We start from the raw sequence: 12,080 nt of genomic DNA on the forward strand, positions 1-12,080 counted from the left end.
AAATATTTAAACCGTGAACACCAGTACAAGCACGATCAGTATGGCCGCGATGATGATCGCCACCATTGCGGTCATGGCCAGTGGCGCCCAGGCGACCACTTTGTCCCGGGTGCTCGCGTCGGCGGGGCCGGTGGGTATCCGAGGGGGCCACGAGAACAGGTCGAGCGGGCTGGGGACAGAGCCGAGTGGCGTATTCTGTTGCACTGCAGGCAGTCCGGTGACCGTGGGGCCCACCAGTCGATTGCGTCGGTGCGGGTCGGGGAGCTGGGTGGTGCGGTGTGCCCACGCCGGAACCGCTCCGTCGGACGAGAACACGGGGATGTCGATCAGCTGATCGACGGAACCGCCCCCGGTTGCTACCGCGGCGAGTGCGTCGCGGGCCTTGGCCATGGTGGGCCGACGTGTCGGGTCCGGTTCGAGAAGTTGGAGCAGCACGTCTGTGAGCGGTCCGGATTTGGTGGGACGGTAGATCTCGGCTTTGGCGACTCGGTGCAGCAATGCAATTGCGTCGGAGTCGATTCCGAAGGGTGGTTGTCCTTCGATCACCGTGAAGAGGGTCGAGCCGAGGGAGAAGACGTCGCTCGCTTCGGTGGGATCGTCGCCGCGGGCCACTTCGGGGGCGAAGTATGCGGGGGTGCCGGTGATGACTTCGTCTTGACGGTCCGATCCGTCGCCCTTGGCGCGCGCGATTCCGAAGTCGCTGATCTTGACGATGCCCAGGGAGTCGCCGCGATCGGCAATAAGAATGTTGCCCGGTTTGATGTCTCGATGCACAATTCCGGCAGCGTGCGACTCTGCGAGTGCTGCGGCGATCTGAGCGCCGATCTGAGCAACTTCGAGGGGTGGCAGAGTGTCGGCGAGGTTCATGGCCTGTGCGAGGCTGCGGGATGGGAAGTACTCCATGACCAGCCACGGTTCACCGGCTTCGAGAGCGACGTCGTACATGCCGATGGAATGCGGGTGCGAGAGTTTGGCGGCGTTGCGGCCTTCACGAAGTGTTCGAGCGCGGATCTCCTCGGCGCTCTCGTTGTCGAGTCCGGCGGTGGTTGTGACCTGTTTCACCGCGACATCACGGCTGAGGAGGGTATCGCGGGCCAGCCAGACGGCGCCCATGCCGCCGCCGCCGATTTTGGATCGGAGTCGGTACCGCCCTGCCAGCAGGTATTCAGGGCCGATGCCCCTCCCTGTCTGCTCTCGAGATGTCACCACTCCAGGTTAGAGGATTGATACGGGTGTGACCCTCGAGGTTTGTGTGAACTTCGGACTTTTGTCGCTGCTTGACGGGTCCTCAGGGGCAGGCTTTACTGGAAACGAATCGAAACTATGTTCGATTGTGTTGTCTGTTCGATGCGTGTCAGACCCCGACTTCCCCGTGGTTTGCCGGCTTGAAAAAGATTGCCGGAAGTATCGCAGGACGGGGATGACGAAGTGACGGTGGTAGAGAGCGTTGCCGAGGCGGCGGGCGTGTCCCGCCAGGAGCGGTTGGCGGAACTCCGCAGCCGGATGGCCTCCATCCCGGCTCGCGGTGACGGGCAGGTTGTGTCGTCGATTCCCGTCGAGGCTGCAGTAGGAGTGACCGGGGATCGGGCGGACAAGGCGGGAATCCTGCCCGTGCCGGCCGGTATCGCAGAGTTGCTGCCGCAGGGCGGGTTGGTGCGGGGAACCGTGGTGTCCGTATCCGGGGCCGCGTCGTTGCTGGTGGGGTTGGTGGCCTCGGTGACCGCGTCCGGTGGAAATGTTGCCGTTGTCGGCAAGCCGCAGTTGGGAGTGTTGGCCGCGTACGAGATGGGTGCGCAGTTGGAGCGTCTTGCGTTTGTCCCGGATCCGGGGCCCGATCCGGTCGAAGTTGCCGCAGTGCTGCTCGACGGTATGGATCTGGTGATTCTGGGATTGGCGGGTGCGTCCGTGCCCCCGTCGCGGGCTCGGGCAGTGGTGGCCCGCGCCCGCAGTAAAGGTTCCACTCTTGTTGTGACGGATGGTCATTGGGATGGTGTGGAGGTGCGGCTGGAGGCGCAGGTCAACGGTTACGGCGGTTTCGGGTGCGGACGCGCGCTGGGGCGGGGACGGCTCGAATCGCTCAGCCTTGCCGTGCGTGCCCGAGGGCGCTCGTTCCAGCCGCGCACCACCCGTCTGGATATTTGCAGCGCAGCGGGACGGGTGGAATGGAAGCCTGCACTCGAGGTGGGCGCAGCGCAAGTGGTGGCCGCAGCTCAGGTGGTGGCACTGTGAGCAGGGTTCTGGCGCTCTGGTGTCCGGACTGGCCGGCAGTGGCGGCTGCTGCTGTAGCCGACCTTCCGGCTACTCACCCGGTTGCGGTGACGTCAGGCAACAGGGTGATCGCGTGCAGTGCGACGGCCAGATCGGAAGGAGTGCGCCGTGGGCTGCGCCGACGCGAGTCGCAGGCGCGGTGCCCGGAACTGTATGTGGCGGCGGCAGATCCGGAGCGGGATGCCCGATTGTTCGAGCCGGTTGCAGCGGCTGTCGATGCGGCTGCGCCCGGTGTGGAGGTGCTTCGTCCTGGCCTGCTGGTGTTGAGTTCACGCGGTGCCAGTCGCTATTTCGGCAGCGAGGAGGCCGCGGCAGAACGGTTGGTGGATCAGGTTGCTGCCGTGGGAGTCGAATGCCAGATCGGGGTGGCCGATCAGTTGTCGACCGCGGTGATAGCTGCACGACGAGCCGCGCTGGTGCCGCTCGGCGAGGGCGCTCGGTTTCTTGCTCCGCTGCCGATGTCGGAGTTGGCGGCCGAGCCGAGTTTGTCCGCACCTCATCGCGGTGAGCTGGTGGATCTGCTGCGCCGGCTCGGGATCAGAACCATCGGCGCCTTTGCGGACTTGCCGGCCGTCGACGTGGCGTCGCGGTTCGGTACCGATGCGGTGTTGGCGCACCGGGCGGCGCGCGGTGAACCGGAACGACCACCGTCGGCCAGGGCGTTGCCACCGGATCTCGACGTGGAGCAGCATTACGATCCGCCTATCGAACGAGTGGACGCCGCGGCCTTCGCCGGGCGCGCCCTGGCGATTTTGCTGCATGGCACGTTGTCCGGCGCCGGCGTCGCCTGCACGCGATTGCTGATATCGGCGAGCACCGAAAACGGCGAGAACCTCTCTCGCACGTGGCGCTGCGCCGAGCCGCTGACGCCGGAAGGAACGGCTGATCGAGTGCGGTGGCAACTCGACGGGTGGCTTACCGGCCGCAGTGAGGACAAGCCAACCGCAGGAATTACCGTGCTGCGCCTCGAACCGGTGGAGGTGGTCAACGCAGGCGCCCTGCAATTGGGACTCTGGGGCGGAGTGGGTGATGAGGACGAACGGGCCAAGCGAGCGTTGGTGCGAGTGCAGGGGCTCTTGGGCGGCGAGTCGGTCCAGGTGGGTGTCCTCAGTGGTGGGAGGGGGCCGTCGGAGCGAATTACATTGGTGCCCTTGGGTGATGAGCGGGTAGCAGCGCATGATCCGGGGGCTCCGTGGCCGGGGCTGCTACCTCAGCCGTCACCGGGATCGGTGTACGTCGACAATCCGCGGGTGTGGCTGACAGACGCGTCGGGCAAAGCTGTGTACGTCACGGAACGCGGAGTGTTCAGCGCGCATCCGGCGAGGCTGAAGTGGGGGAGTAAGGAATGGGCGGTGCAAGGATGGGCAGGTCCGTGGCCGGTCGACGAGCGATGGTGGGATTCGGCCGCGGTGCGAACGGCGGCGCGGGCGCAGGTGCTGTTGGAACAATCACGCGCGTTGTTGATGATCTGCGAGGGTGGCGAGTGGTCGGTGGAAGGTGTGTACGAGTGAGTACGGCTAATCTGGAACATCGTGAGTATCGCTAACGTGCGCAGTGCCGGTGGAATCGAGATCAGCTACCGCGATTCGGGGGCCGGTTCCGGGACTGCCGAACTGCCTCCTGTCGTCCTCGTGCACGGCATGGGCGGCGACAGCGGCACATGGGATCGATTCGCCAGAGCATTGCGGTCCCGCGATCGACGGGTTGTCTCGGTGGACCTTCGTGGGCACGGGCGCAGTGCCCGGGCGTCGTCGTACCTGTTCGAGGAATTTGCCGCGGACATCATGGACGTCTGTGATCACCTGGAACTCGATCACGTCGACTTGGTGGGGCACTCGCTCGGCGGGCACGCCGCGTCGTTGATCGCGCAGCGGCGAACGACCGGCGTTCGCAAGCTGGTCATCGAGGAAGCGCCGCTCCCACTGCGTCCCGGCGATCCGGAGCAGGTATTTTCCCGCAAGCTGCCGAGCATGTCCGAACTGTGGCACGCAACAACAAGTTTGGTGCGCCATCCGCGGGCGGCTCTGGCCTTCGACAAGTCGATGACGGGGTCGGCGCTGACGCAGTTCCGTCAACCCGATCAACTGTGGTGGGAATCGTTGCCGCTGATCGAGGCGGACACCTTGTTCCTGCGCGGTGGCCTCGGCGGCATGGTGGATTCCGACCGGCTTCGCGAGGTCAGCGCCACTGTCAAGCGGTGTGAGGTCAGGTCATTTCGCACCGGTCACAGCGTTCATCGGGACGGCTACCGTGAATTCGAGGCCGCGGTGGTGCCTTTTATTTCGTAAACCGGGCGTCCAGATGTGTAGAGAGCGCGCCGACGGTCAACTCTGTGCAGACGCACTGCTCTAGCAGACACATGCTCTAGCAGACACATGCTCTAGCAGACACACTGTGAGAGGACGTCATCACGTGAGCCCAGAACCCGCGAACGTCCCCCAGTGCAGTCACGGATTGCCGCGTCGGATGTTCTTGGGCGGGATGGGCGCTTTGGCTCTTGCCGGTATGACGGATATCGGGTCGGCGGGCGCCGCGGTCACACCGTCGCGGGCAGCGCCCAGCGATTCGTTTCCCGCTCAGCCCAACATCGTGGTCATCATCACCGATCAGGAACGACGGCCGATGTACTGGCCGCAAGGGTGGGCGGAGCGGAATCTTCCTCATCGCCAACGCATTGCGCGTCACGGATTGACTTTCGATCAAGCGGTCTGCAACACGGCGATGTGTTCGCCCAGTCGGAGCACGTTCTTTACCGGGCTGTATCCCGCGCAACACGGTGTGACCAGAACCCTGACCGAGGGCGGCACCGTATCTCCCACCGAACCGCAGTTGCAGACGTCGGAGCAGAACATGGCGAAGATGCTGGCATCCGCCGGGTACAACGTCCAGTACCGGGGGAAATGGCATCTGAGCAAGGGAGCATCCGGTGGTGATCCGTCCAGTGACGACGTTGCCGCATTCGGTTTCGGCGGGTGGACACCACCTGATGCCGGACAGGACACAAACCCAGACCATTTCGGCGGCGGATGCGCCGATCACGACCGCCGCGCTGCCGAGGAAGCCGTCGAATTTCTCACCGGACCGGATGCCAAAGGGGACAAGCCTTTTGCGCTGATCGTATCGTTCGTCAATCCGCACGACGTCCTTGCATATCCCCAGTCGTGGGATGCGATGAGTGGTACGTGCGACAACTACGGGTCGGATGCGCCGGGAGCTTTCGAGCAGGGCATCGAACTCCCACCGACCTACGACGAAATCCTTGCCTTCAACTACAAACCGAGCGCTCAGGTGCAGTCGGAATTGTTGCTCGCCGCCGGACTCGGTCCATTGCTCGGACCCGATCAGGCCAGGCGATACATCAACTTCTACGCCTACATGCACAAGGTCGTGGATGAGCGCATCGGCAGTGTTCTCGACGCCTTGGAAGCCACTCCGGGGCTGCTCGACGACACCGTCATCGTGCGTATGTCCGATCACGGTGAGATGGGAATGTCGCACGGAGGCTTGCGGCAGAAGGTGTTCAACGCGTACGAGGAAACTCTGCGCGTCCCACTCGTGATCAGCAATCCGTTGTTGTTCCCGAAGCCCGTTCAGACGGACGCGTTGGCGTCGTTGATCGACGTGATGCCCACTCTGGCCAACCTCGCGCAAGTGCCGGATCGTGCGTCGTGGAACTTTCTCGGCACCGATCTCACCCCGGTGCTCGTCGATGCGGCGGCGTATCCGGACGCACCCAGCGTGCACGTTCAGGACACGATTCTCTTCACGTACGACGATCAGAACTGTGCGACGCCCGACGGTCAGAACATCGTCACGCAGCCGAACCATATTCGTTGCATTCGCGACAGCAGGTGGAAATACACGATGTACTTCGACCCGGCGGGAACTGCTGCGCCCCAATACGAACTGTACGACCTGATTGCCGATCCCCTGGAGACGAACAACCTGGCCAACCCGTTCAATTTTGCGTCCTACCAGCCCGCCAAAGCCGCCGAGATGAACGCACAACTCTTTGCCGCGATGCAGGCAAAGGGTGTTTCGCTGGCAGAGTCGAGCAATATTCCGCAAAACTGATTCACGACGGAGTTCTGCGGGCATTCCCCTCGGACATATGTCTTCGTTTCGGGAAGAAGGAATGTCATGACCGTCACCTCGCCGGGGCGAGAAGGATTCAGTTCCCTCCGATCAGGAGGGTTGAACTGGGATTGTTTTCCACTCCGATTGTTCACCAAGGGAAATGCCAAATTTTGGAACCCGGCAGACCTCGATTTTTCGAAAGATGCTCGAGACTGGCAAGAGTTGACCAGCGAGCAGCAGCGCAGCGCAACGTATCTGTGCGCGCAGTTCATCGCCGGTGAAGAAGCAGTGACCGAGGACATCCAACCGTTCATGCAGGCGATGTCCGCTGAAGGCAGGTTCAGCGACGAGATGTACCTGACCCAATTCTGTTTCGAGGAAGCCAAGCACACACAGGTTTTCCGGCTCTGGATGGATGAGGTCGGACTCACCGACGACCTGCATTCCTACGTCGCCGATAATCCGGACTACCGACAACTGTTCTACGAGGAGTTGCCGGCGTCGCTGCGGATTCTCCAGACCGACCCCAGCCCGGTCAACCAGGTGCGGGCGAGCGTCACCTACAACCATGTCATCGAAGGCAGCCTTGCGCTGACGGGTTACTACGCCTGGCAGAAGGTATGTGCCACAAGGGGAATCCTGCCCGGGATGCAGCAGTTGATCAAAAAGATCGGCGACGACGAGCGGCGCCACATGGCGTGGGGAACTTTCACGTGCCGCCGACACGTGGCTGCGGACGACGCCCTGTGGGATGTCGTGCAGGCGCGCATGGGCGAGTTGATGCCGATGGCTCTCGGTCTCATCAACTGGGTCAACGATCAATTCGAAGTCCAGCCTTTCGGTCTCGACAACCAGGAATTTCTCGAGTACGCGGCTGATCGTGCTCAGCGACGGCTCTCGGCAATCGAGTCTGCGCGGGGACGTGACGTGGCCGAGATCGACCTCGACTACTCACCCGAGACGCTCGAGGAGAAGTTCGGTGCCGAAGACGCCGCAGTGATGATTGAGGCCGGTAGCTAGGTCAAAAGCTAAGCCGCCCTGAAGTTTCCAGTCAATATTCAGACTTTTCCGACTGGTTTCAAGGAGCCCTCGCAATCGAACAGGATTTCGATTAGGGTGGGGGAATGTTCGATTCGGGGGTGGGAAGTTTCGGTATCTCGGCGCAGCTGAGTGGTACCGAAACCGATTGCGCCCTGGTTGATTTGATGGCCGAGTTGCATTCATGTGAAGCGATGCTGGTCGAGCGGAAACTGGCCGTGGTGGCGGAGTTCTTCACCCGCCGCAGCGCCGAGCATGTCGAGGGTGGCACGTGGACGTCGTCGGCGCACGAGCTCGCCGAATCCGAGGTCGGCGCGGTCCTGACGATGGGGCGCGCTGCTGCCGGAAAACTCATCGGGTTGGGGTTTGCTTTGAAGACGCGGTTGCATCGCACGCGGGCGGCGATGGCCCGCGGTGAACTCGACTTCTACCGGGTCACGTTGATCGAGTCCGCGACCGCGAATGTCGGTGACGAGCTGATCGACGAGGTCGAACGCTTGCTGCTCGAGCAGGTTCTCGCCCCACAGGTGGACGGCGGTACCGGGTTGACGGGTCGGCGGTTGACGGCGACCATCGACCGGATCGTCGCCCGCGTCGATCCGGAAGGCATGCGGGAACGACGCCGCCGGGCCCTCGCCGATCGGTTTGTCGGAGTCAGCGCCGCCGAAGACGGGATGGCCCGCATCCTCGGCAGCATCCCGGCGGAGCAGGCCCGCGCCTTCGACGGCCGGTTGCGGGAATTGGCCATGTCGGTGTGTCGCCGTGATTCGCGAACCTATGAGCAGCGGCGCGCGGATGCGTTGGGCGCGTTGGTGAGTGGTTCGACGGTGTTGGTGTGCGACTGTGACCGCGGTGATTGCCCGCAGGACCGTAGCGGTGTTGTCATCATTCGCCGGCCACTCGTTCATGTCGTGATACACGATTCCGCACTGCACGCAGGGTTGGATGAACCCGCTCATCTCGACGGGTACGGCGTGATCAGCGCCGAACATGCCCGCGACATCGCAAAAGACGCCACTGTGCGGGAAGTGCGAGTACCGGAAACACCTGAGCCCGACTCGGCATCGGTGTACCGCCCCGGCGCGGCACTCGACACGTGGCTGCGGGTCATCTCGGGCAGCTGCCAGTGGCCGCACTGCGATGTCCCGGCCTGGAACTGCGACCTCGACCACAACGATCCGTTCAACCACGCGGACCCTGCGAAGGGCGGGAAAACCGTCGCGTCGAATCTGAGCGCGTTCTGCCGCAACCACCACCGCCTCAAGCACTCCGGACACTGGTGGCTCCACCCGAACCCGGACCACAGCATCACCCTGACCTCGCAGACCGGTCATTGCTACCGCACCAGAGCTGCCGGACTACTCGCCGGAATGCAGGAAACACCGCCACCGGAAGGCGGCAAACCGCGACGAACACGACTCGAGAACAAAGCTGCCCGCATCCGAAGCGAACGCAAACACCGGCACATCAAGATTCAACACCGGACGGCACAACTCTCCACACCCCGAAAGCATGTGCCTCGAAAGCACGTGCCCCACAGACCCGTCGACTACGGCAACGACCCACCACCGTTCTGAGTGCCTGCTGTGTTGCGGCTCAACCATGCCAAGCTGTAGTCCGCAATTTCACGCCAACCGTGATCGATGGTGAGTGAGTGACCACGGTCGTCGAATACCTTGTACTCGTTGACCGTTGGCGCTTTGTGATACATCTTGAACGAACTGTCGGTGCTGGCTTTCGGGACCGTTCGATCTTGTCCGCCGCCGATCATCAGCAGTGGGCCGCGTTCGGTGTTGAAGTCGACGTGGGCGGGGCTGTGGGGATTGAAGTTGGCGAGCGCAGCCTCGAAGAGTGGTTGCCCGGGTGCCGGAATTACGTATCGCTCGTAGAGAGCGTCGGATTCACTCTTGGTGATCGCACTGGCAAAGGACTTGTGAAAGGAATCTCTGGTGTGCGAGTACGTCTTCCGATAGTTGGCGGGATTCGACAAGACCGGGAGAACGGTACGGAGCTGAACGAGGGGAAGTTTCAGGACGCCTTTTGGTTGTGCGGGGTCGATTGCTATTGCAGCGGAAGCTAATTTCCGACCCAGAAGTTTCTGTGCGATAAGCCCGCCGAAGGAATGTCCGACCACGATCGGTGGAGCATCCAAGTCGGCGATCACCTTGGCATAGTGTTCGGTGATCTCGTCGATTCCGTGTCCCGCAATGTTTTCGGGGTGTTCTCGGGATTCCCCGACGGTGGCGCCGTCGCCAGGCCAACCGGGCGACATGGTGCCGTATCCGCGTTCGGCGAAGGCCTGGGCCCAGGGGTCCCACGCGCTGGGATGCATCCACAATCCGTGGATGAAAAGTACCGTCGGTTTGGCGGCAGTGGGCATGAGGACTCCTGTGATCGATCAGTTCTGATCGTCAGGGAATGCCCATTTTTGTCCAAGTCATTCACCCGGACGCCGCCACTGACGTGAAGCCGCACACAACTGGCAAGATTGCTGACATGTTCAGAACTTCGAATCAGCGATCCATGGCTGTGTGGTCCGCGGTATTTTGTTCTCTCCCAGGCGAATATCGTCAGACTTCTGGGGCCGGTGGGTCCGCGGGTTCTGGAGGTGCAGACGGCATTCTCCGCACGTCGGTACCGCGAGGTTCTGGCGAAGATGGACGGCGCGGAGACGGCGCGGTTCCGCAGTCACTACTACCCGGACTTTGTTCATCCGGCGATCTACGCGGTCGCATTGCGCGCCGCCGGCCGACGGTTGGGGGAGCGCACCCCGCTCTCACCGGCGGTTCGCAGGGCGCTTGCCGCGGCGCCAGTGTTGTCCGCTGCCGGTGACTACGTCGAGAACATCACCGGGCTGTATCTGCTCGATCATCGTGACAACATCACCGACAGGACGGTTCGGATCACCACAGCGGTGAGCATCAGCAAATGGGTGCTTGCACTGGGAACTCTCGGATATCTGTCGCAGGGATTTGTCAGAGTATGGGTAGCTCAGTGGCCGGGTGGCCGTAGGAATCGGGTAGAGGAGTACTGATGGCGCCGGAACTGGATATCGAATACTTTGCGGACGGCGCGGAATTCCGTCGGTGGTTATCCGAGAATTACGACGTGAGTCCAGGGGTGTGGCTGAAGATGGCCAAGAAGTCATCACCCCATTCGTCGATCGACTACGACCAGGCGCTCGATGTCGCTCTGTGTTTCGGGTGGATCGACAGTCTGCCGAGGAAGGTCGACGATAACTTTTTCTTGCGGAAGTTCTCGCCGCGCACGACGCGTAGCCCGTGGTCGAAACGCAACGTGGAGATTGTCGCGAGGCTCGAGAGCGAAGGATTGCTCGAACCCGCGGGCATTGCTGCAATCGAGAAAGCCAAAGCCGACGGCAGGTGGGAGCGCGCGTACGAAGGATCCGCGAAAGCCGAGGTGCCGCAGGATTTCCTCGACGCATTGGCCTTGAATCCCCAAGCACAGGCCTTCTACGAGACGTTGAATTCGACTAATCGGTTCGCGATCTTCTATCGCCTGTTGGAAGCGAAGCGCCCGGAGACCAGGACCCGCCGGATACAGAAGTTCATCAGCCAACTCGAGGAGGGTAAGAAGTTTCACTGACGAGGGCTGACACAATGGCACTTGTGACCGAAGCCAAGACCTGCTCAGCGTTGTCTGCCGTCGACGAACCGTTGGAAGGCACGGCGGCCGTTGTGCGTGGTTGGGTGTGCCTCGAGTTTGTCGGTGCCTGGGGTCGGGATGTTCTCGACGGCACGGCTCTCGGGGAGGAACTTGCCACCGAATTGAGTCGACGCGCGGACGCTGCGGACGTGCGTGTGATGTTCATCAGACATCCCGGTCGACACGAGACACTGTCTGCCGGTCGCGCACTGTCTGCCGGTCACACGGTGCTTCTTGCTCGTTCCGATCCCGATGATTCGTGGTGTGAACGACTGCAGATCGATTCGCCGTTCGATCTTCTCGACATCGACTTCGCTCTGCTCAGTGGGCCGGCCCCAGGACTGGGTGTCAGGGTCGAGGAACCCGTGGTGCTGGTGTGCGCGCACGGAAAACGTGATCAGTGTTGCGCCGTTCTGGGCAGGCCGATTGCGGCGGAGTTGGTTCCGGCGTTCGGTGAGAATGTATGGGAATGCTCGCATACGGGTGGTCATCGGTTTGCGCCGTCGATGATCCTGTTGCCCAGTGGCTATACCTACGGCCGACTGTCCGGGGCGGAAAGCCTTGCGGCGGTGGAGTCAGCGGTCAGCGGTCAAGTTCATCTTCCTGGGCTGCGGGGCCGGAGTCCGTGGAACTCGGTGGGACAGGTCGCGGAAATTGCTGTCCGGCAGTACATTCCCTGCGGCATCGACGATCTGAGGGTAGACGATCTGGGTGGTCAGTTGTGCATCGTCGAGCACGTCGACGGTCGGAGTTGGGAAGTGGAAACGCAGACGTCGGAGTTGGCTCCGCGTCCACCCAGCTGTGGGGTGGATCCCAAACCTGTTCGGTCCGTTGTTGCCACGTCGGTTCGCGAACTGGGTTCGGGCCTGATTCTTAATTAGTCGCAGTCGTGCATCAGTTCACCAGGATTCCGTCGTCGGCGTCGAAGTCCAGTCCCGCCGTGACGATGCCCGAGAACAGGAATGCCCCGCCGACGGCGATGGCGGGGACGGTGAGAATCCACTCGAAAATTGTCATGCTTCAAGTCTGAC

At 62.3% G+C, this 12,080-nt stretch carries 11 protein-coding genes and 1 pseudogene; 9 read left to right on the forward strand and 3 right to left on the reverse strand.

The annotated features are described in order from the left end of the window. Positions 1-6: 6 nt before the first annotated feature. The gene (locus tag R4P64_RS05970; RefSeq protein WP_045071208.1) at positions 7-1,206 is read right to left on the reverse strand and encodes a serine/threonine-protein kinase; all 1,200 of its coding nucleotides are present in this window, start codon (positions 1,204-1,206) and stop codon (positions 7-9) included. A gap of 297 nt (positions 1,207-1,503) precedes the next feature. Here R4P64_RS05970 and R4P64_RS05975 point away from each other — a divergent pair, with 297 nt between their 5' ends. The 6 genes from R4P64_RS05975 (at position 1,504) to R4P64_RS06000 (ending at position 8,960) form a co-directional block, all read left to right on the forward strand. Further along, positions 1,504-2,229 (forward strand): hypothetical protein, encoded by a 726-nt coding sequence (locus tag R4P64_RS05975; RefSeq protein WP_317541688.1) that lies wholly within the window; start codon positions 1,504-1,506, stop codon positions 2,227-2,229. Further along, entirely contained in the window at positions 2,226-3,779 is a 1,554-nt protein-coding gene (locus R4P64_RS05980) for a DNA polymerase Y family protein (protein ID WP_033231310.1), read from the forward strand. The genes R4P64_RS05975 and R4P64_RS05980 overlap by 4 nt, the downstream gene beginning before the upstream one ends. Positions 3,780-3,800: 21 nt before the next feature. Continuing rightward, positions 3,801-4,556: an alpha/beta fold hydrolase gene (locus tag R4P64_RS05985; RefSeq protein WP_045070748.1), complete on the forward strand. Its 756-nt coding sequence runs from the start codon at positions 3,801-3,803 to the stop codon at positions 4,554-4,556. A gap of 178 nt (positions 4,557-4,734) precedes the next feature. Next, a complete protein-coding gene (locus tag R4P64_RS05990) occupies positions 4,735-6,342 on the forward strand; it encodes a sulfatase-like hydrolase/transferase (protein WP_411742655.1) in 1,608 nt (535 codons plus the stop codon). A gap of 66 nt (positions 6,343-6,408) precedes the next feature. After that, positions 6,409-7,365, forward strand: coding sequence for a R2-like ligand-binding oxidase (locus R4P64_RS05995; protein WP_045070744.1), 957 nt, complete (start codon positions 6,409-6,411; stop codon positions 7,363-7,365). A 104-nt stretch (positions 7,366-7,469) separates the two neighbouring features. Further along, positions 7,470-8,960: an HNH endonuclease signature motif containing protein gene (locus R4P64_RS06000; protein WP_317819794.1), complete on the forward strand. Its 1,491-nt coding sequence runs from the start codon at positions 7,470-7,472 to the stop codon at positions 8,958-8,960. Here R4P64_RS06000 and R4P64_RS06005 read toward each other — a convergent pair. After that, positions 8,933-9,763 (reverse strand): alpha/beta hydrolase, encoded by an 831-nt coding sequence (locus tag R4P64_RS06005; RefSeq protein WP_317819796.1) that lies wholly within the window; start codon positions 9,761-9,763, stop codon positions 8,933-8,935. The genes R4P64_RS06000 and R4P64_RS06005 overlap by 28 nt on opposite strands. A 116-nt stretch (positions 9,764-9,879) precedes the next feature. Here R4P64_RS06005 and R4P64_RS06010 point away from each other — a divergent pair. From R4P64_RS06010 to R4P64_RS06020, 3 genes and pseudogenes are all read left to right on the forward strand, one after another. Continuing rightward, positions 9,880-10,417 (forward strand): annotated as a pseudogene (locus R4P64_RS06010) (hypothetical protein). Next, the gene (locus R4P64_RS06015) at positions 10,417-10,989 is read left to right on the forward strand and encodes a YdeI/OmpD-associated family protein (RefSeq protein ID WP_033231305.1); all 573 of its coding nucleotides are present in this window, start codon (positions 10,417-10,419) and stop codon (positions 10,987-10,989) included. Before R4P64_RS06010 ends, R4P64_RS06015 begins: the two are co-directional and overlap by 1 nt. Before the next feature lie 14 nt (positions 10,990-11,003). Further along, entirely contained in the window at positions 11,004-11,930 is a 927-nt protein-coding gene (locus tag R4P64_RS06020) for a sucrase ferredoxin (protein WP_317819799.1), read from the forward strand. A 13-nt stretch (positions 11,931-11,943) separates the two neighbouring features. On the opposite strand, the gene R4P64_RS06025 is transcribed toward R4P64_RS06020, so the two are convergent. Continuing rightward, complete coding sequence (locus R4P64_RS06025; protein WP_255285219.1) at positions 11,944-12,066, reverse strand: hypothetical protein; 123 nt, start codon at positions 12,064-12,066, stop codon at positions 11,944-11,946. Between the last annotated feature and the right edge of the window lie 14 nt (positions 12,067-12,080).

Source organism: Rhodococcus sp. IEGM 1366 (assembly GCF_033142425.1).
GTDB lineage: Bacteria > Actinomycetota > Actinomycetes > Mycobacteriales > Mycobacteriaceae > Rhodococcus_F > Rhodococcus_F globerula.

Coding starts and splice junctions, on each gene's coding strand:
- R4P64_RS06005 (WP_317819796.1), bottom strand. CDS start 9,763: ATGCCCACTGCCGCCAAACCGACGGTACTTTTCATCCACGGATTGTGG.
- R4P64_RS05995 (WP_045070744.1), top strand. CDS start 6,409: ATGACCGTCACCTCGCCGGGGCGAGAAGGATTCAGTTCCCTCCGATCA.
- R4P64_RS06015 (WP_033231305.1), top strand. CDS start 10,417: ATGGCGCCGGAACTGGATATCGAATACTTTGCGGACGGCGCGGAATTC.
- R4P64_RS06000 (WP_317819794.1), top strand. CDS start 7,470: ATGTTCGATTCGGGGGTGGGAAGTTTCGGTATCTCGGCGCAGCTGAGT.
- R4P64_RS06025 (WP_255285219.1), bottom strand. CDS start 12,066: ATGACAATTTTCGAGTGGATTCTCACCGTCCCCGCCATCGCCGTCGGC.
- R4P64_RS05990 (WP_411742655.1), top strand. CDS start 4,735: ATGTTCTTGGGCGGGATGGGCGCTTTGGCTCTTGCCGGTATGACGGAT.
- R4P64_RS05975 (WP_317541688.1), top strand. CDS start 1,504: ATGGCCTCCATCCCGGCTCGCGGTGACGGGCAGGTTGTGTCGTCGATT.
- R4P64_RS06020 (WP_317819799.1), top strand. CDS start 11,004: ATGGCACTTGTGACCGAAGCCAAGACCTGCTCAGCGTTGTCTGCCGTC.